The sequence below is a fragment of the Allohahella sp. A8 genome (assembly GCF_047946665.1).
Taxonomy (GTDB): domain Bacteria; phylum Pseudomonadota; class Gammaproteobacteria; order Pseudomonadales; family Oleiphilaceae; genus Allohahella.
Genome location: NZ_CP172312.1, coordinates 342375 through 365657 on the forward strand (window position 1 = coordinate 342375; position 23283 = coordinate 365657).

The 23283-nt window shown below is 56.3% G+C and carries 22 protein-coding genes; 7 read left to right on the forward strand and 15 right to left on the reverse strand.

All coding sequences use genetic code 11. The features are described 5' to 3' along the window. Positions 1-21: 21 nt before the first annotated feature. Genes hisD through ACH3PB_RS01615 form a run of 3 tightly spaced genes read left to right on the forward strand, consistent with a single transcriptional unit; the run spans position 22 to position 3287 of the window. On the forward strand, positions 22-1353 hold the full coding sequence (gene hisD / locus ACH3PB_RS01605) for a histidinol dehydrogenase (RefSeq protein ID WP_416397728.1): 1332 nt from the start codon (positions 22-24) through the stop codon (positions 1351-1353). Further along, entirely contained in the window at positions 1346-2536 is a 1191-nt protein-coding gene (locus ACH3PB_RS01610) for a pyridoxal phosphate-dependent aminotransferase (protein ID WP_416397729.1), read from the forward strand. The genes hisD and ACH3PB_RS01610 overlap by 8 nt, the downstream gene beginning before the upstream one ends. Beyond that, entirely contained in the window at positions 2523-3287 is a 765-nt protein-coding gene (locus ACH3PB_RS01615; RefSeq protein ID WP_416397730.1) for a Nif3-like dinuclear metal center hexameric protein, read from the forward strand. The genes ACH3PB_RS01610 and ACH3PB_RS01615 overlap by 14 nt, the downstream gene beginning before the upstream one ends. A 12-nt stretch (positions 3288-3299) precedes the next feature. On the opposite strand, the gene ACH3PB_RS01620 is transcribed toward ACH3PB_RS01615, so the two are convergent. Continuing rightward, positions 3300-4055, reverse strand: coding sequence for a YhcB family protein (locus tag ACH3PB_RS01620; protein WP_416397731.1), 756 nt, complete (start codon positions 4053-4055; stop codon positions 3300-3302). A 130-nt stretch (positions 4056-4185) separates the two neighbouring features. On the opposite strand from ACH3PB_RS01620, the gene zapE reads away from it, so the two are divergent. After that, positions 4186-5325, forward strand: a complete 1140-nt coding sequence (gene zapE / locus ACH3PB_RS01625; RefSeq protein WP_416397732.1) for a cell division protein ZapE — start codon at positions 4186-4188, stop codon at positions 5323-5325. Between the two features lie 47 nt (positions 5326-5372). On the opposite strand, the gene ACH3PB_RS01630 is transcribed toward zapE, so the two are convergent. Further along, positions 5373-6548, reverse strand: coding sequence for a thiolase family protein (locus tag ACH3PB_RS01630; protein WP_416397733.1), 1176 nt, complete (start codon positions 6546-6548; stop codon positions 5373-5375). Positions 6549-6865: 317 nt separating this feature from the next. On the opposite strand from ACH3PB_RS01630, the gene ACH3PB_RS01635 reads away from it, so the two are divergent. Both ACH3PB_RS01635 and ACH3PB_RS01640 read left to right on the forward strand, forming a co-directional pair. Next, positions 6866-8662, forward strand: a complete 1797-nt coding sequence (locus tag ACH3PB_RS01635; RefSeq protein ID WP_416397734.1) for a DUF1302 domain-containing protein — start codon at positions 6866-6868, stop codon at positions 8660-8662. Between the two features lie 89 nt (positions 8663-8751). Beyond that, entirely contained in the window at positions 8752-10140 is a 1389-nt protein-coding gene (locus tag ACH3PB_RS01640) for a DUF1329 domain-containing protein (RefSeq protein ID WP_416397735.1), read from the forward strand. An 80-nt stretch (positions 10141-10220) separates the two neighbouring features. Here ACH3PB_RS01640 and ACH3PB_RS01645 read toward each other — a convergent pair whose 3' ends face one another. The 7 genes from ACH3PB_RS01645 to ACH3PB_RS01675 all read right to left on the reverse strand — a co-directional run bounded on the left by ACH3PB_RS01645 (position 10221) and on the right by ACH3PB_RS01675 (position 18582). Further along, the gene (locus ACH3PB_RS01645) at positions 10221-11111 is read right to left on the reverse strand and encodes an acyltransferase (protein ID WP_416397736.1); all 891 of its coding nucleotides are present in this window, start codon (positions 11109-11111) and stop codon (positions 10221-10223) included. Positions 11112-11136: 25 nt separating this feature from the next. Continuing rightward, positions 11137-11637, reverse strand: a complete 501-nt coding sequence (locus ACH3PB_RS01650) for a YkvA family protein (RefSeq protein ID WP_416397737.1) — start codon at positions 11635-11637, stop codon at positions 11137-11139. Beyond that, positions 11634-12617: a glucosaminidase domain-containing protein gene (locus ACH3PB_RS01655; RefSeq protein ID WP_416397738.1), complete on the reverse strand. Its 984-nt coding sequence runs from the start codon at positions 12615-12617 to the stop codon at positions 11634-11636. The genes ACH3PB_RS01650 and ACH3PB_RS01655 overlap by 4 nt, the downstream gene beginning before the upstream one ends. A gap of 32 nt (positions 12618-12649) precedes the next feature. Next, positions 12650-15034 carry a hypothetical protein gene (locus ACH3PB_RS01660; RefSeq protein WP_416397739.1) on the reverse strand — a complete coding sequence of 795 codons (2385 nt, stop codon included), beginning with the start codon at positions 15032-15034 and terminating at the stop codon, positions 12650-12652. Positions 15035-15113: 79 nt separating this feature from the next. Then, a complete protein-coding gene (locus tag ACH3PB_RS01665; RefSeq protein ID WP_416397740.1) occupies positions 15114-15719 on the reverse strand; it encodes a YfaZ family outer membrane protein in 606 nt (201 codons plus the stop codon). A 47-nt stretch (positions 15720-15766) separates the two neighbouring features. After that, on the reverse strand, positions 15767-16786 hold the full coding sequence (locus ACH3PB_RS01670) for a DUF3187 family protein (protein WP_416397741.1): 1020 nt from the start codon (positions 16784-16786) through the stop codon (positions 15767-15769). Continuing rightward, positions 16786-18582, reverse strand: a complete 1797-nt coding sequence (locus tag ACH3PB_RS01675; RefSeq protein WP_416397742.1) for a cation:proton antiporter — start codon at positions 18580-18582, stop codon at positions 16786-16788. Before ACH3PB_RS01675 ends, ACH3PB_RS01670 begins: the two co-directional genes overlap by 1 nt. Before the next feature lie 117 nt (positions 18583-18699). Here ACH3PB_RS01675 and ACH3PB_RS01680 point away from each other — a divergent pair, with 117 nt between their 5' ends. Then, positions 18700-19191, forward strand: a complete 492-nt coding sequence (locus ACH3PB_RS01680) for a PilZ domain-containing protein (protein ID WP_416397743.1) — start codon at positions 18700-18702, stop codon at positions 19189-19191. Here ACH3PB_RS01680 and tsaA read toward each other — a convergent pair. The 6 genes from tsaA to ACH3PB_RS01710 are packed head-to-tail and all read right to left on the reverse strand — an operon-like array spanning position 19182 to position 23280. Continuing rightward, on the reverse strand, positions 19182-19913 hold the full coding sequence (tsaA, locus tag ACH3PB_RS01685) for a tRNA (N6-threonylcarbamoyladenosine(37)-N6)-methyltransferase TrmO (protein WP_416397744.1): 732 nt from the start codon (positions 19911-19913) through the stop codon (positions 19182-19184). The genes ACH3PB_RS01680 and tsaA overlap by 10 nt on opposite strands. Positions 19914-19915: 2 nt before the next feature. After that, positions 19916-21028 (reverse strand): hypothetical protein, encoded by a 1113-nt coding sequence (locus ACH3PB_RS01690; protein WP_416397745.1) that lies wholly within the window; start codon positions 21026-21028, stop codon positions 19916-19918. Beyond that, the gene (locus tag ACH3PB_RS01695) at positions 21003-21464 is read right to left on the reverse strand and encodes an HIT family protein (RefSeq protein ID WP_416397746.1); all 462 of its coding nucleotides are present in this window, start codon (positions 21462-21464) and stop codon (positions 21003-21005) included. The genes ACH3PB_RS01690 and ACH3PB_RS01695 overlap by 26 nt, the downstream gene beginning before the upstream one ends. Then, positions 21461-21706, reverse strand: a complete 246-nt coding sequence (gene yacG, locus ACH3PB_RS01700; RefSeq protein WP_416397747.1) for a DNA gyrase inhibitor YacG — start codon at positions 21704-21706, stop codon at positions 21461-21463. The genes ACH3PB_RS01695 and yacG overlap by 4 nt, the downstream gene beginning before the upstream one ends. Further along, on the reverse strand, positions 21703-22293 hold the full coding sequence (gene coaE / locus ACH3PB_RS01705; RefSeq protein WP_416397748.1) for a dephospho-CoA kinase: 591 nt from the start codon (positions 22291-22293) through the stop codon (positions 21703-21705). The genes yacG and coaE overlap by 4 nt, the downstream gene beginning before the upstream one ends. Positions 22294-22323: 30 nt before the next feature. Further along, positions 22324-23280 (reverse strand): prepilin peptidase, encoded by a 957-nt coding sequence (locus ACH3PB_RS01710; RefSeq protein ID WP_416397749.1) that lies wholly within the window; start codon positions 23278-23280, stop codon positions 22324-22326. Positions 23281-23283: the final 3 nt, after the last annotated feature.

Consider the following 23283-nt stretch of genomic DNA (forward strand, 5'->3'; position numbering starts at 1 on the left):
CTAAATGATGAGACTCTCCGCATGAAAATGTTAGCGCGCAGTGATGCAAATTTCGCTGCTGATCTCGACCAGCTCCTTAATGTATCGGCTGCAGACACATCGGCAGTCGAGCATACAGTAGCCGATATCATCGCCGACGTGCGTTTGCGTGGTGATGCCGCCGTGCTCGACTACACCAGTCGTTTCGACCGACTGGACTTCAGCGACGCCGCACAGCTGCGCATTTCTGCGGAACAGCTGGCTCATCATGCCGCGCAGGTTGATCCCGCAGTGCGTGAAGCGCTCGAAGCTGCTGCTGCCCGCATACGCGCCTATCACGAGCGACAGGCCGCGCCCTCATGGCAGTATTCGGAGCCGGATGGCACCGTGCTGGGCCAGCAGATTACGCCACTGGATTCAGTTGGTATCTATGTGCCTGGCGGCAAGGCTGCCTACCCGTCTTCGGTGCTGATGAACGCCATTCCTGCCAAGGTGGCAGGTGTGAAGCGCATCGTGATGACTGTGCCTACACCTGATGGCGTGATCAATGACGCAGTGCTAACGGCAGCGTTAGTGGCGGGCGTCGATGAGATCTTTACAGTGGGTGGTGCACAGGCTGTAGCTGCGTTGGCCTACGGTACGGCGACGATCCGCCCGGTCGACAAGATCACCGGCCCTGGCAATATTTACGTAGCCACTGCCAAGAAACAGGTGTTCGGCAAAGTTGGAATCGACATGATTGCCGGACCATCGGAGATTTGTGTCGTTGCCGATGCGGCGACGGATCCGGACTGGCTGGCGATGGATCTGTTTTCGCAGGCCGAGCACGATGAAGATGCTCAGTCGATCCTGATCAGCGACAGTCAGGCACTGCTCGATCGCGTCACGGCGGCAATTGAGCGACTGCTGCCAGAGATGGAGCGAGCAGACATCATTCGCAAGTCACTGGATGCACGCGGTGGCATGATCCTCTGTGCCAATCTGGATGAGGCCATCGAAGTCGTGAACCTGATTGCACCCGAGCACCTCGAGCTCTGTGTCGATCATCCTGAGCGGCTACTAGGTAATATTCGACATGCTGGCGCCATTTTCATGGGACGTTACACCCCTGAGGCACTGGGAGACTACTGCGCGGGCCCCAACCACGTGCTGCCAACCTCCGGGACGGCAAGGTTTTCAAGCCCACTTGGTGTGTACGATTTCCAGAAACGCTCTTCCATTATCAACTTCTCAGCACAAGGCGCTGCGAAGCAGGGTCGAGTCGCGAGCGTGCTGGCCAGGGCAGAGGGGCTGACTGCCCATGCCCGCTCGGCTGAATATCGTGTGGAAGGCTATGCGGGCGAGAGTTCAGGGCAGGGCGGCAATCGTGAGTGACAGCAGAACTGCCGCAGATCAGGGACTACGTTCGAGCCTGATCGAGGCCTTGATTCCTGAAAGCCTCAGAGCGGTAGGGGCCTATCATGTGCAGAACGCCAAGGGCCTGCTGAAGCTGGACGCAATGGAGAACAGCTTTCCCTTGCCATCGACAGTGGAGGCGGCCTTTCGTAGCCGATTAGCCTCCCTTGAAATCAATCGGTATCCATCACCGCACCCGCAGCGGATTGAACAGCAGATTCGTCAGCTCTATGGGATTGCCGATGAGTCAGCCATGATCTTCGGCAATGGTTCAGACGAGCTTATTCAGCTTCTCATCACCGTCATCGCGCCGCAGAATCGGGTTGTTCTGGCGCCTGTCCCGAGCTTCGTGATGTATGCCAATCTGGCCAAGCTGCTGGACTGCCAGTTCGTAGGCGTGCCTCTGCAGGCCGATTTCAGCCTTGATCTTGCTGCGATGGAAGAAGCTATCCGGACACAGCGGCCGGGGCTTGTCTTTCTCGCACAGCCAAACAACCCCACAGGGGTAGCCTACTCGCAGGCGACGATACTCGAGCTGGCTGAGCAATGCAGACAAAGCGGAAGTCTACTGGTCATCGACGAAGCTTACGAGGCCTTCACGGATTACAGCGCCATAGGGCTGGAGCAGCAATTCGAGAACGTCCTGATTCTGCGAACACTCTCGAAGCTGGGTATGGCCGGCGCGCGGTTTGGCATGCTATTCGGGCACGCGGCCTGGATCAGCGAATTTGATAAAGCCAGATTGCCGTACAATATCAATGTGTTCACCCAGCTGTTTATAGAAGTCGCGCTGGACCACTACGACGAGTTCATGGCCCAGACCGAGGCGCTCAGAGCCTCTCGCTCGGTCCTTGAGTCGCAGCTGAAGGCGCTGCCCTGGCTGGACGTATTCGAAAGTGAAGCCAACTTCGTCCTGGTACGTGTGTTGCCGAAGCGCGATAGCGACGCGGCGGACGGTACGGCTACGGACGCACTCGCTGTGCGCCTGCACAAGGGGATGAGGCAGCAGGGGGTGCTGGTCAAGTGCCTGCATGGCGGACATCCGCTGGTCGAAAACTGCCTGCGACTCACTGTAGGGCAGTCTCATGAAAATGAACAGATGATGGCGGCACTCATCGATGCGCATAAACATCTGGAGGATGGTGAAGGTGGCATTGGTTGAACGCACTGCGATAGAAAAGTGGCTAAACGTGGTTCTCGAGCCGGAGCAGGTGAAGGATTATTGCCCGAATGGCTTGCAGGTCGAGGGGCGCACTCAGATCGCCAAAGTATTGCTCGGGGTGACTGCCTCACAGGCACTGGTCGACGAAGCAGCACGGTGGGGAGCCGACATGATTCTCGTTCACCATGGCTGGTTCTGGAAAAATGAGCCGCTGACAGTGACAGGCCAGAAGTACCGCCGCATGAAAGCGCTCATGCAGCACGATATCAATCTCTTCGCCTACCATCTGCCTCTCGATATTCACGCCGAATACGGCAATAACGCTACCCTTGCCGAAACACTGGGCCTGCAGGTTGAGGCCAGACAGACTTTGATGGGGGTGAAAGATCTGCTGTGGTATGGACGGGTAGCAGAGCCCTGCCAGGCAGATGTCTTCGCGAGGCATATCGAGAAGCGACTTCAGCGTAAGCCGTTGTTGCTGGGCGATTCACAGAAGATGGTTCGCTCGGTTGCCTGGTGTACCGGCGGTGCGCAAAGCGCCATCGATGACGCGATAGAACTTGGTGTGGATGCATTCATAAGCGGGGAAGCCTCAGAACAGACTTACCACGCCGCGATGGAAAACGACATCGTGTACTACGCTGCAGGCCATGACTCGACAGAGCGGTACGGGGTGCAGGCACTTGGCGCCGCGCTAGCTGCAGAATTCGGCCTTGAAGCCAGGTTTTTCGACCTGGGCAACCCGGTCTGAACCCAACTATGATCAGTGCCGCAGGTCGCGCTCGCTCTCTTCGCGGCTGAGGTTGTAGCCTTCGGTTAGCGTGCCGTTTTCGTCCGGACCGCGTCTGGGTGCATAGTCCCGTGGTGCTTCGACATAGCCATCAACGTGCAGCTCGTCGTAATCGACGGTTTGGACGTGTTGTCGGGAAACTTTAGCGCCCTGTATCGAACTCTTGGTGCCTCCAGGGACCTGGAGAGGCTCAGCCTTCGGATTGCTGCCAGTGGCAGGAGCTGGCGACTTTTTCCTGCTCGCGGAGCGATCTGGTGAAGCTGAAGCTGAAGCTGAAGCGCCAACCCGACTATGAGCCGCTTCAAGTCCAAGACCTTCATAGCCCTCTATCGCAAGGTCAGGCGGTAGCCTCAGACGCTCACGAAGGTTGGCATTATCGGTATAATCAAACTCGGAACTCGTACCTGAGCTGTCATTTCGAAATTGCCCCAGCAGTTCGCTGCTATTGAAGTCCGCCTCGCCAGCAAGCTTGTCTGCGCCTTGTGCCAGGTGGGTGATCACACTTTGGTAATCCTTGTTCAGGCGCCTGATCAGCTTGGCCGATTCGCTAAAATGCTGAGTGACATCAGCTTGATAGCGCACGTATTCGTCACGCATCTGATCCATCTGGCCTTCGAGCCGTCGACGCTTGGTGCTGCCGGGGCTCGCGGTCTTGTGCAGTACGATGCCGACAAGCAGGCCAATGGCGAAGCTGAGGGCAACGCTGACCGCTATCCAGAAAGGCGTCATAGAGGGTCCTTTAAATGCTCAAAGATGGATTCAAAGTAGGGTATTATAGGCCGCTCACGCTTGTCGACCGACACTTTGGCCGCGGCGTTGAAAACCGCACATCACACCAGCAAACGGGTACTCCAAAGCAATGTCCAGCCGTACATTAGCACCACTGCAGAAATACCGCCAGGATCTGGAGTCGGGAGGCTTCAGCCATGATGCGTCTCAGGAAAATGCCATTATTCACCTGCAGAATCTGTATGAACGCCTCGTTGCGGCAGAGGCGCGCGATCGGGCCGAAAAGTCGGAGAAGACATCGCTTCTGGGTCGCCTGAAAAAGCGTTTCGGCCATAAGCCTGAGCAGATTGAGCCGGAGCGTGGTCTCTACTTCTGGGGTGGTGTGGGGCGCGGTAAAACCTATCTCATGGATACATTCTATGAAAGCCTGCCTTTCGATCGAAAGCTTAGGGTCCACTTTCACCGTTTCATGCAGCGGGTACACAAGGATCTGGCAGAGCTGAAGAGCACTGAAAACCCGCTTGAGATCGTCGCCGACAACTTCGCCCGAGACGCCAGGGTGATCTGCTTCGACGAGTTCTTCGTCAGCGATATCGGCGATGCGATGATCCTGGCGACCCTGCTCAAGGCCCTGTTCAGTCGCGGCGTCACACTCGTGTGTACATCCAATATCGTACCTGATGGTCTATACAAGGATGGTCTGCAGCGGGCGCGATTCCTGCCAGCGATCGCACTCGTGAACCAGCACACCCTGGTTGTCAATGTCGACGGCGGTGTGGATTACAGACTTCGAACACTCGAGCAGGCCGAGCTTTACCATTCGCCGCTGGATGCCGAGGCGGAAACTTCCTTGGCAGCCAGCTACAAGGCGCTGGCAATGGACTGCGGAACCCATGGTGTTTCGTTGAGCGTGAACGGGCGGCATCTGCAGGCGCGGATGCGTTGCGATGATGTGGTGTGGTTCGAGTTCAAGGAACTCTGTGATGGTCCGCGGAGTCAGAACGATTACATTGAGCTGGCGCGAGAGTTTCACGCCATTCTCATCAGCAACGTACCTGTATTCAATATCGCGATTGAAGATCAGGCACGCCGCTTTATCAATCTGGTGGACGAGTTCTATGACCGGCGGGTGAAGCTGATACTGTCAGCAGCCGCGCCAATTTATGAGCTCTATCAGGGGCAGCGGCTGCGCTTCGAGTTCGATCGAACCGAAAGCCGGCTGTTGGAGATGCAATCGAAAGACTATCTCTCCGCTGAGCACAAGGCGTGACAGGCGCTCTGGCCCGTCACCCCCTGTCCAGGACGCGAGGATAGGGCCTAGAGCAGCTCTATCGCAACCGCAGTGGCTTCACCGCCACCGATGCACAGGCTGGCAATGCCACGCTTCTTGCCAAGGCGCTTCAGGCCGTGCATCAGTGTAACCAGGAGGCGCGAGCCAGTTGAACCCACTGGATGCCCCTGGGCGCATGCACCACCGCTGATATTGACCTTTGACGAATCAAGGCCGAGCTCCTGAATGGCCAACATGGTGACCATGGCGAAGGCTTCGTTGATCTCATAAAGATCGACGTCCTCGGCGCTCCAGCCGGTCTTCTCGAACAGCTTTTTCATGGCCCCGATAGGTGCAATGGTGAATTCGCCGGGCGCCTGCGAATGTGTGGTATGCGCTACGATTCTGGCCATTGGTTTCAAGCCATGCTTCGTCACTGCATCCTGGCTTGCCAGCAGCAGGGAGGACGCACCGTCTGAAATCGAACTCGCATTTGCCGCAGTTATGGTGCCATCCTTGCTGAAGGCAGGGCGGAGGCCTGGTATTTTCTCTGGACGCGCAGTGAGTGGTTGCTCATCCGACGTTACGGTTTCTTCGCCAGTGCGTGTCTGCACCATGACAGGCACGATCTCCGCGTCGAGGTCGCCCGATTTCATTGCCGCATTGGCACGCTTCAGCGACTCGATGGCGTAGTTGTCCATTGCTTCACGGCTGAGCCCATACTGGTCAGCGACTTCCTGCGCAAAAGAACCCATCAGCCGGCCGGTTTCGGCGTCTTCCAGTCCGTCCAGAAACATATGGTCCATGACCTTGCCATGACCCATTCGCATGCCCGATCTTGCTTTTTCCAGAAGATACGGCGCATTGCTCATGCTTTCCATCCCGCCGGCAATGACGAGCGAGCTGGACCCGGCCACGATGGCGTCGTGGCCCTGCATCACGGCTTTCATGCCTGAGCCGCAGAGCTTGTTGATGGTGGTCGCACCAGTGGAATTCGGCAGGCCAGCCTGCAGCATCGCCTGACGCGCGGGGCCCTGCTTGAGGCCGGCAGGGAGAACGCAGCCCATAATGACTTCGTCTACTGAGGCCGGATCGACCTGTGCACGCCGCACGGTTTCGCGTATGGCGTCGGCACCCAGTTTCGTCGCAGAACAGCCGGACAGAACGCCCTGGAAACCGCCCATGGCGGTACGGCAACCTGCCACTATCAATACTTCACTCATTCAATGTGTCTCCAGCTCGGATTTGTCTTGAAAATGCTGTTATCTGAAGCGTCGCTGCTGTGACGCAGTTTGCAGGCCTGAGCAGAAGCTCGCTTTCAGACAGCAAGTCTGCAGGCCGGATTCAAAGCTTATTGTACACGCGACGACGGCCAACGTGCAGTAGTGTAGGGAGTCTCAGCCTCATACCATACAATGCGGCGCCAAGTCCTTGTATTTTTGAGCTGAGAAATTTTTTTTCTTGGCTTGGAGAAAAACTGCGTTACGGTCTATATTGGAATTACGATCCAGCAAAAAAAAGTATAATGGAGTAGCGTTCGATGATAAAACATTCCCAGCGTCGGTTCGGATGGACTGCGCTATCGGCTGCTATTGCTGCAGCTTCTTCCCTCTCAATGCCGGCTCAGGCGTTCCAGTTCTATCTCGGTGATATCGAAGGCTCTCTCGACACAACGCTGACAGCAGGTGCCAGCTGGCGTGTGGAAAAGCGCGATAAGGACTATCTCGCCCAGGGCAGTCTGCCTAATTACGGCAAGGGCAGTACTACTGGCTCATCGACCAACAATACCGACGATGGCGATTGGAACTACGATCGCGGCAAGACCTTCTCTAAGGTGGTCAAGGGTACTACCGACCTGCTCATGAGCTATGAGAACTTCGGTGGGTTTACTCGCTTACGCTACTTCTACGATCGCGAGCTCATGGACGAAAGCAGGGCTGCTGACCCACTCGGTCAGATTCGTCCGCTGAACGACGACACACTCGATCAGGCTGGTTCGGACGTGCGTTTCCTCGACGCCTATGTGTGGGGCGATTTTTACGCAGGCGAAGTCCCCATCAACGTTCGCGTGGGTCGCCAGGTACTGAGCTGGGGTGAAAGTACCTTTATCCTGGGTGGTATCAACTCGATCAACCCGCTCGACTTCTCTGCTGCTCGTTCACCTGGTGCCGAGGTCAAGGACGTTCTGCTCCCGGTCAACATGCTATACACATCCATTGGCGTCACAGCCGATGTGACAGTTGAAGCGTTCTACCAGTTCGAGTGGGAAAAGACCCAGGTCGATCCTTGCGGAACCTTCTACTCGACCAACGACACCGTCGCTGATGGTTGCGGTCCGATCCTGATCGCCGGCGAAGTGCCAGAAACACTCGTCCTGCAGCAGGGGCTTTACAACAAGCGGCTCGGTGATGATGAGCCGGATAATGACGGTATGTTCGGCGCGGCCGTTCGCTGGTACGCGGCGGCACTTGGCGATACCGAACTCGGTTTCTTTTACTATCGCACCAACAGCACGCTGCCTTACGTGAACTTCGTAGGCAATAATCCAGCGGCGGGACAGCCATTTGGCGCCTATCAGGTCACTTTCCCTGAAGCGATCGATCTGTTTGGTATCAGTTTCAGCACGAGTACAGAAGGTGGCTGGTCTATCGGTGGTGAAATCAGCCACAGACCTGATATGCCAGTTCAGAAAAACGGCTTCGAGCTTACCCTGGCCAGCCTCAACGGGCGTGACCCCATTACTGGTGCGCCTTTGAGTGCTTTCGGTGATGAGTATTCACCTGGTGGAAAAATACAGGGTTACGAAGAGTTCGGCATGACTCAGGCCCAGGTTACCTTCATCAAGTTCTTCGACCAGGTGCTCGGTGCAAGTCGACTCAGCTTCGCGACAGAGCTGGGTGCCACCTATCTGCATGGCTTCCCGGATGATGACGAGTCGCGTTTTGGTAGAGACAGTACCTTTGGTGTTGGTCCTCAGCAGAATGCAGGCGTCGTCGTGCCATGTGAAGGCGGCACCAACAATAATCCGAAGTTCTGTGAAAACGAAGGCTTTACGACTTCGCTTTCAGCGGGTTACCGCATGCGTGCATCTCTGGACTACAACGACGCCTTCGCCGGCGTGAACCTGTCGCCGATATTTTCATGGGCACATGATGTCTATGGTTACGGTCCGATCCTCTTCCGTGAAGGTCAGGTTACTACCAGTCTGGATTTGAGAGCGGTGTATCTGAACAAGTATACAGCGCAGGTAGGTTACACTGCCCGCTTCGGTGGGGAACCCTACAGCGGCGTAGGTGACCGTGATTCCATCGATGCCTCTGTATCAGTTTCATTCTGATACGTGCGGCAGTCACTAGTCCGGGAATCAACATAACAAGCATAATAGACGAGCGGGACCGGATTGTTCCGCTGATCGAGGAAAATTGAATGAGACTTAGAGAGTTAACAAAAACCGGCCTGACCGCAGGCATGCTCTGTTTCTCACTGGCGGCTTTCAACGCCAGTGCGGCAGTGTCTGAAGCGGAAGCTGCGAAACTTGGCGATACACTTACACGCATCGGTGCCGAAAAAGCAGGTAACGGTGGGGCAATTCCTGCGTGGACCGGGGAGAAGACCCCGGCTCCAGCCGGATTCAAAGGTGACAACTACATCAACCCTTTCGCTGATGAAAAGCCCACCTTGACCATCACCAATCAGAATGCCGATCAGCACAAGGCTCAGCTCTCAGCTGGCCAGTTGGCGATGCTCAAGAAGTACCCGGGTAGCTACATTATTAACGTCTACCCGACCCACAGAAATGCGGTGTTCGAGGAGCGCGTATACAAGGCTGCCGTCAAGAACGCTACTCAGGTGTCACTGACAGAGAGCCGCAACGGTGTGACGAACTACGACACCTCCGCGCCTTTCCCCATCCTGCATGGCAGTGATTCCGACAAGGCGATACAGGTGATTTTCAACCACATCACCCGCTGGCGCGCCGGGTCAATGTCACGACGTATCACCCAGATGACGCCTCTGTCCAACGGCAGCTTTACACCAGTCGAGTTCGTTGAAGACCTGTCGTATATGACTGAGCTCACTGACTACGACCCCAAGACGTTCGACCCGAACATCCTGTTCTACTTCAAGCAGGAAATCACGTCCCCATCGCGTCTCGCTGGTAACGTGCTACTCGTTCACGAAACGCTCGATCAGGTTTCTGAACCCCGTCGTGCATGGATCTATAACGAAGGTCAGCGTCGTGTGCGTCGTGCCCCTCAGGTGGCCTACGATGGACCGGGTACAGCATCCGATGGTCTGCGAACCACTGACAACTTCGACATGTTCAGCGGCGCGCCGGATCGATATGAATGGAAGTACATGGGCAAGAAGGAGATGTATATTCCATACAACTCCTACGGGCTGATGGACAAGAGCAAGAGCTATAGCGACATCATCAAGGCAGGCCACATCAATCAGGACCTGGCCCGCTATGAGCTGCACAGGGTTCATGTCATAGAAGGTAATGTGAAGCCAGGCGCCAGACATATCTATGCCAAGCGCGTGATGTATGTCGATGAGGATACCTGGCAAATCGCGCTGGTCGACCAGTATGATGGCCGTGGCGATTTGTGGCGATCGTCAGAAGGCCACATGAATTACTACTATGACGTAATGGTGCCCTGGTACGCAGCTGAGGTCATATACGATCTCATCTCTGGCCGTTATCTGGTGCTGGGTCTGAACAACGAGATTTCGAACGCCTATCAGTGGAGTAACAAGCAGAGTTCGAATGAGTTCACCCCTTCCGCACTGAGACGCTCTGGCCGCAGATAGAATCTGCGAACCTGAGTCTAGTGACACTAAAAAGGAGCCGCGAGGCTCCTTTTTTTTCCCTTCCCGGGCTGGTGGGTTATTCAGCCCTTTTTCATCGCTTCCAGTCTGTCGTCCTTTTCTTCCCAGATGTGCGCTACCCAGGCCTGAAACTCTGCCTTGAATGCGGCATCATTCTGATAGTCCTTGTCCTTGAACGCCTGCGGTATCTTGATCTCCTGTATATCGACCACCACATGGTCGAGCCGACCGGTGAGTAAATCCCAGAAACTGATGTGATCGCCAGGATAGTGCAGCGAGATATCTAGCAGCGTGTCCAATTGATCAGCCATCGCGCCAATTACAAATGCGATCCCGCCAGCCTTTGGCTTGAGCAAGTGCCGGTATGGCGATTGCTGACGAGCGTGCTTCTCAGGCGTATTTCTAGTGCCCTCGAGAAAGTTGAAAATCGCTGTTGGCGTGTCGGCGAAATGCTCGCAGGCCTTGCGGGTAGTCTCGAGATCCTTGCCGGCAAGCTCAGGATTTTTGGCTATTTGCTCGCGGGTATAACGCTTCATGAAAGGGAAATCCAGGGCCCACCAGGCGATTCCGATCACAGGCACCCAGATAAGTTCCTTCTTCAGGAAGAATTTCAGGAAGGGCGCTTTCCCGGCCAGCACGGTCTGCAAGACCATGATGTCACTCCAGGACTGGTGATTGCTGGTAACGAGATAATATGACGTGGGATTCAGCGAAGCGTGATTTCGAACATCCCACTTGATGTTGTGAAAAGAGTTCAACAGCAGCTTGTTTACCCGCACCCAATAGCGCGCGATCGCCATGGCTGACTTGGTCAGCGCGATGCGGAACTTGCCTGGGGGAGAGACCAGTTTGATGACGCCCATGACGGACATCGGGATTACGCAGAGCGTCGTGTTGACAGCAATGGTCGAAAAAATGATCGCGCCTTTGATATGGCCGATAAGACGTGGCATGCCTGGGATGTCCTCGTGAATTTGACTAGGATTGTCTGGATTTATCGAGCCCTGGAACTCTCGCATTCTCAGGCTCTGTGGTCGGAGACGGCGTGATATCCTGAGGTAGCAACTTGATGGCCTGTTGCCTGGCTTTCGCGCGAATTTCGGGAGTCACATGTGTCGCCAGCATCGCAACAGCCGACAACATGACGCCCACGTCATCGGTGTAACCCAAGACAGGCGTCAAGTCGGGTATCGCATCTACGAGTGAGATGAAATAGCCAAGGGCGCCGTAGATCGCAGTCTTGCACCAGATGGGTGTCTCAGGTGCCCGAGCCGTGTAATAGAGTGTAAGCGCGAGTTCGATGGTCTGAAACCCCGCCTTGCGGCCGGAACTGATGATCTTTCGCCAGAGTCGCGAAGGATCGAAGCGTTTGGCGTAGGCCTCATTCTCTGCATCACTGAGCAGTGGACTGGCGTCGGATCTTGTACCTTCGGCTGGAACACTGTCGCTTTTCTTCCAGAACTTCAGTTTTTGCTTCATTGACTCTGAACTCCGTTGGCCTTCTTCAGTCTCGCCGTCAGCTGTCGGGTCAGTGCTCTGATCTGACTGGCGCCACGCTCCTGGGTATGAACGTATCGAGAGAGCTTGTTATTGACGATCAGTGTTCTGATGTCGTCGACGTAGACCTGACCACGTTGCGAGTATGATACCAGTCCGCCCGCAAGCATAGCACCATCTGGCTGCTTGCCAGCCTCGATGGTAGAGAGCCGTATTGCACGAAGATCGGCGTACGCCGGATGTCCATTCAGATTCAAGAGATAGGCTACCACTGAGTCGTACACCGATTCGAAGTTGGCTACCTCATGGGCGGCATCTGCAGGTCGCGCTCGCGGAACAAGCCCGCAGCCCTGTTGAAAGCACCACTGCCCAAAAAGGTTGTTACCCACCCGGGCAAATCTGGATGTGCCCCAAGCAGACTCTATAGCGGCCTGTGCGAGCGGCAGGGAAGCCGGCACCGGGAGCAGCCGCTGCTCAATGTCCTCTAGCCGTTCATGCAATAACGGTAAAGCAACGGGGTTAGCCAGCGGCTCGGCCGCACCACGCAGGTAGCGTTGAGTGAGCATATCAATGAAGCTGAGGGCGTCGGCAGCAAGTTCGACGGTTTGGCCGGTGTCGCCGGTGACTGCAGGCAGTTTGGTTTGTATCAGCGACAGCTTGCGCGCCTGGAAAGCGAGAACATTGTTCGCCGTCTGGACCAAGGGCGCGAGGAAGTCGAAGAATAACTGCTTGCGAGCCTGAGTGTCTTCAATGGAGCGGAAGTCTGGGAGTGGCTGCTGCCGCGCCAGAGCCTCCAGCCTTGCCAGCTGCCGCTCATACACATCGATGGCCGCGCCTTGTTCGAAGCGTCTGTGTTCCACCAGGTAGAGCGTGGCGCCTGCGAACAGTACAAGCAGGCTGAGGAGCCAGGTCCTGTAGCGCATGATCAGCGCCATTGCTGGCACAGGTTCAGCAATAGTCAATCACCAGCGCCGCATTGAAGCGATTATTGACATCAGTTGACCGGAAGTACACGTTCAAGAAAGCCATAAACAAGACCTATTCGATCGCCATAGCGCATACGCAGGATGAGCAGCGTCTCGTCAGCGCTCACAAAGCCTTCCAGTTTAACCGGCTCTGCACCACCAGTAGGATCAGGAAATGTCATGGCGACAGCGTTGCCCACCGGTCCTGCGGCCAGAGGAGAGGCTGTCGCAGTCACTGTGCCGAGTGTGCGACCCGAGAAGGGCCGTACTTCCACCGTGCCTGCAACCTGCTCGGCGAATCGCTCTACGAGTGTCAGCGTCGGTGTGAGGTCTGCGCTAAAGCTCAGGATACTGTCGTCAAACGAGCTCAAGCGATTGACGGCTGGCAGGAATCCCAATGTGTGACCGGCAAGCCGGTAGCGCTTATTGGCTAGCTCAGGCTGCTCTGTAGTTAATCTCACCGCGTGCCCGATGCCACGGCCACGCACCGGAAATGGGCCTGTGCCGATATCGCCGCCGAACTCTGCGGTCGCCTGATCATCCATCGAGAAGGTCAGTATGTTTCCGGCGGCGTCACTGAAACCACGTAGATTGCCGACACGCAGGCGGCCACGAGGAATATCTTCCTGTCGTTGCACATTGTCCAGGCCTGTCACCAGCTGCCTGTTAAAAAGCAACGCAGCATCGAGGGTGGCGGGCGACTCGCCAATGATGGCGGGCGGCACAGGTGTGTCGCCAGAGAGCAGCGCTGATCGCAGGGTGTAGAAGATCGGATGTCCGCCAAGATTGTCCGCTGCACTGGCATCAGGTCGCGAAACCGATACGCTGTTGCCTGCAGCATTGAAACGCCATAGCTCGATTGAACTAAACAGGCTTACGGCTGGGTCGACCCCAAACAGCTCACTGATCGAGACAAAACCGAAACGCGCCTCGGCGACCCGCTCAAGACTGAAGTCCCTTCGCTCGACATTTTCATTGCCGAAGGTGGTGCGCTTGGAGTGGAAATTCCATGTCACGGCATGCACATTCTCGAGCGTCTGTGCCCGCTGCAGTCCCGAGCCGCTCTGATCCACAAGCTCAACAAACTCGGCGTTCTGGAAGAAGGCCGAAGCTAGTGAGTCGCTGAAGCTTTCGCCACGCTCGTCACCCCCACTCGTATTACCTCGAAGTGAATACAGCAGGGCTGAGTACGGCTCCGACACGTAGCCGGTCGGTGCGGCGGACTGCTCGCCGACCACATCCTGCACTTCGAGTTGTGTGAGCTCGAAGTTCGCGTCACGTCGCAGTACGGTTGGAATACCGCGCGCCAGGAAGTTGATTTCACTCTGTGATTCCGGGTCAACCGGTAGCGTGTATTGGCCGTCGGCTCGACGGGTATTGCTCAGGCGACTAAATGGTATGGTCTCAGTAATCCGGCTCACGATGGCCGGTGTATAGGTCAGCTGTGGATAAGCCAGTTGAGCTTCGGCTGTTGTGCTGCTTACAGCGACGATCGTATCGAGCGTGTTGGCGAACACTGCAGAGGGGCTTGCGGTTCCCGGCATTCCCTGGCCCAGACTCATGGTAAAGCTGGCCGAATGATAGGTACCCGCCCGGTCGAGTAACTTTTGGTTGGTATCTTCAGCTGAGCTTGGGTTAGGTACCTTGTCAGCGATGATGGTCGTGACCAGCTGATCGACTGTATTGCTGAACACCGGCTGCTGACCCAGTGCAGCGAGCGAAGCTTCAAGGCCGAGGCTGGCCGACAAGCCCAGGTCAAACTCCTCGGTCGTAGCGAATAGCGCTCGCCAGTAGCGCAGAATAGTGTCGTCCTGAATCTGGCAGTTGTCGTCGCGAGTAGGACACGGGATCAGAGCGTTCAGACGTGTGCTGTTTCCGTTGATGGCGGCGAGGAAATCGCGCATTGCATATTCAGTTTTTGGCGAGATTTCGACGTTGCGATCTGAGCTGGGCAGGCCACGGCGTAGCACCGTGCCATCACTCAATGTGGCTTCGAACCAGAGGTCCAGGCGAGTTGGGATGGCCTTTTCAAAGGCCACGGTGTAGCGGCCATTGTCACCGAGGGCAACCTGATAGTCCGATTCGGCCACGGCAAAACCGTCGAATGATTCGCCGCTCGCCATGAACTGCCGCACCTTGATGTCTGCGCTCAGCAGATTGCCTTCATTGTCGATCACGCTGACGAAGATGTTTTCGGCCCTCGCTGGCTGGTCAGGGCAGGGTACCTGCTCGAAATCCTCAGTGCAGCTTGGCGGTGGCAGCTGACCCTGATCCCGAATTCTGTCCGTTGACGTCGTGCCATCGCAGGCAGCCAGTATGAACATCGTCATAACTGGAACAAGGCCCGCCCTGGATCGTTGGATCAGAGCGGAGAGGGTCGAGGCGATGCTGGAGGGCGCAAAGGTCTGGGTCATGGTTCTGTCTACGTTGTAAGCGGTGCAATCGGGTTTCGGCAGTGTGCCACAAGCGCCGGCGCGATACCGGATTCAGCCCTCAAAACTGCAGTCTGAACCCCAGATGGAAACTTTCTTCCAGTGATACATCAGAGCCTTCCTCAGCTTTGGCGTGCAAGTGCCTATAGCCGAGATAAACGTCGGCCGCCCGGATGATGCGGTAGGTGACCTTGGTATCGAAGCGCCAGAAGCGCTTGGCATCGCCAAAAGCGGTGATCGAAGGCGCGACGAAAGCCGCTGCGGTGTACCCGAGGCCCGGAACCTGGGGAATGTTGAACTGAAGAAAGCCACCAATCGGCAAGGCGCTACCTTCGAGGCCATCACCGTCAAAGATATTCGCCTGGCCGCCTATTCCGACCGTAGTCGGCAGATTACCAATGGCTGTCTGTCCGAGGGCCAGTAGTTCGAGATCGAAGACCCGGGAGCCACCTTCGCGGTAGACGAAGCCGGCAGCGCTTCGAAGGCTGCGATCGCCATTGAGATAACGAAGGTCAACGGCTGCGGAATCCTCACTCAGCGCAATATCGAGCTCGGAGGCCGTAGCCGTAGTAGTCAGGCCCGCTACTAGCACCGAGGAAATGGCTGCCAGGGCAAAGCGCCCCTTTGAAGCGTGGCGGTGGTCCTGAAATTCGGTATTCTTCAACATAAGCCTGCTGTCTCTTTCGTGTCGTGTCGTGTTGTGTCGTGAATAGCTCAAGCGTCAGCGCCAGACCATAGCAGACTGACGAAGACGACGAAGTCAGGTGATATACGGGTTCTCAAGTCTTCTACGAAGCCTGCCTGCAGGGCCAACTGCCTGCTGAGATAGCCGGTGCCTGAGACTGAGAACTGTGTGGCACTGGCATAGAGTGGCTCGAGCTCACTGCGAAACTGTTTGCTGTGGTAGTCGAGTTGTGCCTGGACTTTCCATTCGCCTGGCTGTCCGTAGAGCACGCCGGCCCGCAGATTACCTACCCAATGTAGCTGATCGATAATCTTGCCCGATTCGGCTCCAAAGCGGTTGAGTCCGATGTAATTCAGTCCGCCGCCATAGTACACGGCTGCGTGCCCGCTACCGACCTTTGTGCCAGCGCTGCTCGACACGCCAAGTCCTACATCAATCTCATCGTTGCCAGTGAAGCTGTCAGCATCGCCAGTCGGCAGTTCAACCTGCATCTGTACGGCCAATGGCCATGCCTCACTACCAAGCTCGTAACGCGCACCAATTCTTAGATCGCCAATGCCTGAATCAGGGCTGGTGTTGTCTATGAGTAGTTGATTATCCCTGGCGTACTGATAGCGGAAGGCATCGCTGTTGCGGTCTGAACGGCCGCCTTCAGGCAGGCCAAACCAATCGTGCCAATTTACGATGAAGTCGTCCATTACGCCTTCGCCATGATGGTAGTAACCAATACTACCAAACAGTTCGGCCTGTCCTGGCAGGGCCGTCGCCAAGGGATAGCGGATGGCGAGTCTTGTCAGGTTCAGTTCGCCGTCGAATACGACGCCTTCGGTGGCCTTGCGGTCAAACACATACTGATTCGAAAGGCTGTGCTGAACCGATGCCGAGACTTCATTCACCACATGAGGTTGCAGCTCCACAAGACCAAAGCCGAGCGCCTGCGGCGACAGATTGTCGATATCAAGCGCTGTCACAAGCCGCTCATCTGCATGTGTGGTATGGCAGAGGGTGAGCAGGGTAAACAGGCTCAGCATCTTGCAAGGGGGCTGCATCAGGCTTCCGCGTCCAGCAGGGTAATGATGATGTGGCCTGGCTTGGGTTGCAGCGAACGCTTGCTGCTCGCCAGGACGAGTTCCCGCTGTTCGGTGATGACGCACAGCAGCAGAGGGTCACGGCTCTCGTTCTGGGCTTTGAACTGCTCATACGTGAAATCGTTTGATAACTGCGTGCGTTTGACGATAGCGCCACCGTTCATTCGAGTCATGAGGTAGTTGTAGGTGGCGTTGCTGCGAAACAGCGGAATACCTGAAAGATCGTCCGGGACGCTTTGTTGCGGCTTCTCCTTGTCTTCGAGTTCGCCCAGCTGATAGACCTCGGCAATGCCGAACACGTCTGAAAACCGTATGCAGGCCAGCGAGTTGAGCTCAAGGTTCGGTGTCAGGGCCATGAAGCGTCCGATGCCGGTATAGCTGACGCTGTCGGTCGCGTGCTCCGAAAGCACGTTGCCCAGATAGGTGGGGATACCTTCCATGCGGGCTTCCTTGATGTTCGCCCAGCGAGCGTCGATGAGCAGTACGCCGAAATTGTCTTTCTGCAGTGTCTTCGCAAAGGCCCGTGAGAAGGTGTTGGAACCGAGGATGATAGCGCCCTGAGGCTCATCGTCGCCCAGGTCCAGCTTTTTGGCCAGCGGACGGGCTGCCAGGCCGTAGATCAGTATCGAGCCGATGATGATGAAGAACATGTTTGGTGCCAGAGCATCCGCACCAGGGTAATCCATGGCCTGGAGTCGCACAGCAAACAGTGAGGCCACGGCCGCGGCCACAATCCCCCTAGGTGCCATGGCCGCGATAAACACGCGCTCGCCGAGGGTAAGGGGGCTGCCTATGGTCGACAGGGCTACAGCAACAGGGCGGACCACGAGAATCAGCAGGCCGAGGAAGATGAAGCTGCCGATGTGAATCTGTTGCAGATCAGCGACTTGAAGCCTGGCGGCCAATATGATGAATAGCGCAGAGAGCAGAAGGACTCTGAGATCTTCCTTGAAACCAACCAGGTTGCGGATCGACACCAGCTTCTGGTTGCCAAGGTAGATACCCATGATGGTCACGCTGAACAGCCCGCTCTCATGCTGGATCAGGTTCGATACGGTAAACAGCACCAGCACCGCAGTCAGCGTGAAGGTATTCGATAGGAACTCCGGAACCCAGTGATGCCGCAGGGCCAGCGTCATCAGCATGCCCATGCCCAGGCCAAGTAGGCCGCCAACCACCAGTGTAAGACCGAAGCCCTGAAGGAAAACGGTAGTCGCTGAACCAAGATTCGCCGTAATCACTACTTCAAAGACCAGTACCGCGAGCAGGGCACCCACGGGGTCATTGAGAATGCCTTCCCATTTCAGCACTGAATTGACATGCCCCTTGGGGCGAACCAGCATCAACAGCGGCAAGACCACGGTGGGGCCAGTGACAGTGAGAATGGAGCCTAACAGGGCGGCCAGCATCCAGGGCAGGTCGAGCGCATATTTCGCGAATACAGTGCTCAGCACCCAGGTGGCCAGTATGCCAACGCTGATCAGGCGCTGGACTACCACTGAGGTGGCTTTCAGTTCGCGAATCTTGAGGCTGAGACCGCCTTCGAAAAGGATGATGGCCACGGCGAAAGAGACTGCCGGAAAGAGCGCGTCACCAAACAGTGCATCAGGATCGAGTAAGCCTGTGACCGGACCGAGTGCAATACCGCTTAGCAGCAGTAAAAGAATGGACGGGAGCTTGAGCTTCCAGGCCAGAAACTGTGAGCCGACCCCGAAGAAGAGAATCGCGGCCAGCGAAATAACAACAGATTCATTCAAAAAAGCAGTCTCCATAACTTGCGTGCAGGCAGTTCGAGGATCTACCTTTACTGGTAGAGCTTCGCATGCAATAACAAGAGTTTAAACAACAGCATCACAACAGCCGAGGAAGCAGCCGTGGCAGTCCTTGAAAGCAGAAACACTACACATAAAGATGCATTGAGGCAATTTATCCGCCATCCAACGGACATACCGATCGAACTCGAGCGCAGTCAGGGCAATATGGCCCTTTCGAGCCACCATCATGCCCCCACCTTACCCATGAACAATGTGAGCCGGGGTGGCGTCAGTTGCATCACAACCCAGAGCTATACGCCAAATGATATCGTGCAGGTGAGAATTCCCTTCGTGATTCCGGAATTCAGCTGTTCGGCGCAGGTCGTCTGGTGCCGACAGTTCACGGCAGACCTCTATGAAGTAGGGCTCTCGTTCCTGAAGAGTGAAGATGCCTTTGCCGCTAGAATGGTGGAGCAGATCTGTCACATCGAGCAGTACAAGCGGCAGACCTATGCGAAAGAGGGCCGCCTGCTCACTGGCGAGGAAGCCGCCTCGGAGTGGATCGACAGCTATGCAGGCTCATTTCCGCCTGTGGAGGGTTTTCACTCCTGATCCTGGGTTAACTGGCGCACTGAATGTATCAATACGCTGCCGTCGGCCTCCACGGCCCAGCTGACGTCGTAGTCGCCAAACCGAATTGTATAATACCTGCCAGAATGTCCTTCTGTGGCCCGCTCGGCGTGATAGGCCGGCCTGGGGTCCAGCTCAAGTACCACTTTCACCTGATTCAGATACTCTGGATGTCCTTGTTCGATCTTCTCGAATTCCTTGCTCAGACCTGCCGCCAGCTTCACGACCAGTCGCTGCGGTGAAGCATCGGCCCAGCTCAACTCGGCTTCAGGAATAGCGTCGGCGTAGGGCAGGTAGGGTTTGATATCGAATACAGGGCTGCCATTTACCAGATCGAGTCCTTCCACTGTCAGACGCATGCGACCCGCCTCGCTGTGGATGCCCAGCAGCTTGACCGCGGATAGCGAAAGACCGTTCGGCCGGAACGAAGAGCGTGTCGCAAACACACCCATCTTTCTATTCCCGCCCAGGCGTGGCGGACGTACCGACAATGAGGGCTTGCCATCTGCCGCCGAGGCAAGATGAAAGCGCCCTATAATCCAGAGGTGGCTGGCTTCCTCCAGGCCAACGAAGGCCTCCGGTCGAGAGAACGCCGGTTCGAATACGATGTCGACTGGTACGGCCGCGAGTCCGGCCTGCCGCGGCACACCGAACTTCTGTGACAGCGGTGAATGGACCCAGGCAATAGGCGTAAGTTCAAACACAGCTATTCCGAAAACAACATTTCGAAACCAATGGTCAAGCTGGGTGTCGGCTTGAAATCAGTGTCTTCCGACACGGTGATGACACGGTAGTTCTCTGGCGAGGTCACCAACGAACCCTGACCGGTATCAGTGCGAATTGGCACCAGATACTCTTTCACCTCGGCCCGGGAGAAGGTGAGTGCAGGCGTGACCTCGAGGAACAGCCAATCCGAGTACACCGATTTTCGATAGGTCGTACTGATAAAATATTCGGTAGTCCTCGGCTGCGGCTGGTTTTCACCGACCCAGCCGACCTGATAGCGCGTGGCGCTCCTGAAATCCAGCTGGTGGAACAGCGTGGCAGACTGCGAGAAGTCCCAGGTGTCGTCGTCCTGCTCGAATCGTGCCTGAGTAAGAAATCTCAGAAAAACCACCTCAGAGAGATCGCGCTCGAAGAAGAACTGCGTTCGGTGTCCCCAGCCCTTCGAGTGGAAGTAGTAGTAGGCCTGCTCGAAACGGAAAAACCACTCCCGCTTCAGTGGCCATTCGCGTTCGACTTCGAATCGTACAAAAGGATCGAGCGGCACCCTGAAGCGGATACCGATGTCTGTGTTGAACTGCCAATGCTCCGGCGCCGAAATGAAACGAAGGAAGCCGGAACTGCTTTCGCGCTCGCGGCTTTGCCGCGCCTGTCTATTACGGCGGTTTTCGAGTTCGAGGAATTCATCCGTTTGTGATTCAAGAACCAGCTTGAAACGCTCTTTGGTGGAAGGCAGATCGAGCCGGAACTTGAAGTCTGGATCCAGCTCAGGCGCTTCGCCGGCTTCAAAAATGGAGAACAGGCCGATTCTCAGGAAGCTGTCATTGCTGCGGTCGGCTGCTTCCCGGCCACCGAAGAAGCCATCCACCTTGCGGCCAATCGTGCCGATACGGGACGACCAGTTGTTTCGCTGGTTGATGAGCCAGTCCAGCGGCTGTTCCATCATTTCTGGCTCGAGGTCCCTGTCCCTGAAATACGGCTTCAGTTCCTCATACATCGCTTCGCCAGCGTCTTCTGCCTGAAGCTTGCCGCTACCGAGGACACCGGCGAACGTGATGAACAAACAAAGGCTATAGACCAGCCAATGACGAGCCAAGAAGTTGTGCCTGTTCATCAAGTCGCTTGCGACGTGCTTTCGCAATGAAGAGCCCTGGCGCGTGAAGAAAGAGATGGCCGGTTACCTTGAGTAGATCCCGCTTGTACCTGGGGATAATGTGTATATGCAGGTGCGGAAGATGCTGCTGGGCAACCGTGCCGTTGTTGTTGAGAATATTATAGCCGTCAGGTCGCTGCTTCGCCTTTAATTGAGTCAGCATTACGGCTGCAGAAAGCTTATGGGTCATACGCGAGAGCGCGTCGAGTTCCTCGAGGGTGAGTTCATCGAAGCGTTCAACGTGCCTGGTGGGTACGATCAGGAGATGGCCTGGGCTGATTGGAAAGAGATCCATCATCGCCAGACAGTCCTTGTCCTGGTGAATCACACTGGCGGTTTCAGTGCCTTTGACGAGTCCGCAGAACCGACAGTCACTCACTGCCAGCGATAGCCAATGGATTGCTGCTTACCATCTTCACTTCCACTCTGCTCGTCGAGTTCATCCATGATGTGCTCCAAGTCTTCGGCCGTAGGCGTCACGGGTATCTTGTAGCTTTCTTCAGCCCAGGCGCCGAGATCGATCATCTGGCAGCGCTCACTGCAAAACGGTCTGTACTCGTTCTCAGGGACATAGTCGACCGGCTTCTGACAGGTCGGGCAATTGACAGTAATTTTCTTCATAGCTTCATGTACGCATCGTGCTGTGACTGGACTTTGTGACGCAGGCTGGTGAGATCGCCATCATTGAGAATGATATCGTCGGCGAGTGCTCTTTTCTCGTGCCTGGCCATCTGGGTCGCCATGATAGCCTGTGCCTCATGCTCGGTGGAACCATCACGCGCCATCGTTCGCTGGATCTGTACTTCGGGTGGTACGTCGATAAGCAGCACACGGTCTACGGTGTGGTGCTGACGGCGCTCCAGCATCAGCGGTGAGACCAGAATGCCGTAGTGGCTGCTGATATTGGCTCGCCAGTCTTTCAGTCGCTGGTACACGAGGGGATGGGTGAGGGCCTCTAGCCAGCGGAGTTGGTCGGGGTCTGAGAACACCAGCTTTCGCAGGGCAGGGCGATTGAGATCACCGCTTTCCAGGAGGATCTCAGGTCCGAACTGTTCAGCGATTTGCCTGAGTGCAGGCTCGCCTTTGGCAACGACGGCTTTGGCGACGCCATCAGCATCGATACAGTCGACGCCGAGCGCCGCAAAGATGGCGGCCGCAGATGACTTGCCACTGGCTATCCCGCCAGTGAGACCCACTACAGGCTTCATTGATAAGCCTGTAGCGCCGTAGCTGGCTGGTTAGAGCGTCGAGAGATATGAGGAAATAATCGCATTGCCCCAGAGTAAAGCGATGAAGCCTGCGATGGCAAGATAGGGACCAAAGGGAATCGGAATATTTCTGTCTCGTCCGCGGATCACGATGAGGCCAATACCGATAATTGCGCCGACTAAGGAAGACAGCAGGATGATGAGCGGCAGCACCTGCCAGCCCAGCCAGGCGCCCAGCGCCGCCAGGAGCTTGAAGTCGCCATAGCCCATGCCTTCCTTGCCTGTGAGCAGGCGAAAGCCGTGGAAGACCAGCCAGAGGCTCATGTAGCCGCCAATGGCACCCCATATCGCAGACTCAAGGTCCGTGAAAAGCCCGAAGCTGTTGGCGATAAGCCCTGCCCAGAGTAGCGGCATGGTGATGCTGTCTGGCAGGAGCTTGGTATCGAAGTCGATCATCGACAGGGTGAGCAGTGTCCAGCTGAGGGCAACGGCGGCCAGACCGGCCATGTTGACACCGATGAACTTGAGGCAGATAACGCCGAGTAGGGCGGTGACGAGCTCGATAACAGGGTAGCGCAGGCTGATGGTGGCCTTGCACGACGAGCAGCGGCCTCGCAGGGCGAGGTAGCTGAGTACGGGAATGTTCTCCCAGGCGCGGATCTTGTGGCCGCAGTGCGGGCAGGTCGAGTCTGGCTTGGAGAGGGTCATCACCGGCGTGGTTTCCGCCTGTTCGGCGGGTGCGTCGGCTTCGTGGGTGAGGTCTGGGGCGACGGTGTTGTGGTTTGTGGGGCCAGCGGCTGCCTCAGCCTTCCGCTGCTGGTGATCTGCCAGGAACTGTTCGCACTGCTGGAGCCAGCCGGCTTCCATCATGCGAGGAAGGCGGTAGATCACCACGTTCAGGAAGCTGCCGATTAGTAGGCCGAACACAGCGATGAAAAAAAAAGCAGCATTGGGATGCTGCTGTAGGTATTGGAAGAACTCTGTCACGTG

Excerpts from the sequence above, each read along its gene's own strand:
- hisD (WP_416397728.1), top strand. The coding sequence starts at position 22 with ATGAAAATGTTAGCGCGCAGTGATGCAAATTTCGCTGCTGATCTCGAC.
- ACH3PB_RS01620 (WP_416397731.1), bottom strand. The coding sequence starts at position 4,055 with ATGACGCCTTTCTGGATAGCGGTCAGCGTTGCCCTCAGCTTCGCCATT.
- zapE (WP_416397732.1), top strand. The coding sequence starts at position 4,186 with ATGTCCAGCCGTACATTAGCACCACTGCAGAAATACCGCCAGGATCTG.
- ACH3PB_RS01630 (WP_416397733.1), bottom strand. The coding sequence starts at position 6,548 with ATGAGTGAAGTATTGATAGTGGCAGGTTGCCGTACCGCCATGGGCGGT.
- ACH3PB_RS01635 (WP_416397734.1), top strand. The coding sequence starts at position 6,866 with ATGATAAAACATTCCCAGCGTCGGTTCGGATGGACTGCGCTATCGGCT.
- ACH3PB_RS01640 (WP_416397735.1), top strand. The coding sequence starts at position 8,752 with ATGAGACTTAGAGAGTTAACAAAAACCGGCCTGACCGCAGGCATGCTC.
- ACH3PB_RS01645 (WP_416397736.1), bottom strand. The coding sequence starts at position 11,111 with ATGCCACGTCTTATCGGCCATATCAAAGGCGCGATCATTTTTTCGACC.
- ACH3PB_RS01650 (WP_416397737.1), bottom strand. The coding sequence starts at position 11,637 with ATGAAGCAAAAACTGAAGTTCTGGAAGAAAAGCGACAGTGTTCCAGCC.
- ACH3PB_RS01660 (WP_416397739.1), bottom strand. The coding sequence starts at position 15,034 with ATGACCCAGACCTTTGCGCCCTCCAGCATCGCCTCGACCCTCTCCGCT.
- ACH3PB_RS01665 (WP_416397740.1), bottom strand. The coding sequence starts at position 15,719 with ATGTTGAAGAATACCGAATTTCAGGACCACCGCCACGCTTCAAAGGGG.
- ACH3PB_RS01670 (WP_416397741.1), bottom strand. The coding sequence starts at position 16,786 with ATGCAGCCCCCTTGCAAGATGCTGAGCCTGTTTACCCTGCTCACCCTC.
- yacG (WP_416397747.1), bottom strand. The coding sequence starts at position 21,706 with ATGAAGAAAATTACTGTCAATTGCCCGACCTGTCAGAAGCCGGTCGAC.
- coaE (WP_416397748.1), bottom strand. The coding sequence starts at position 22,293 with ATGAAGCCTGTAGTGGGTCTCACTGGCGGGATAGCCAGTGGCAAGTCA.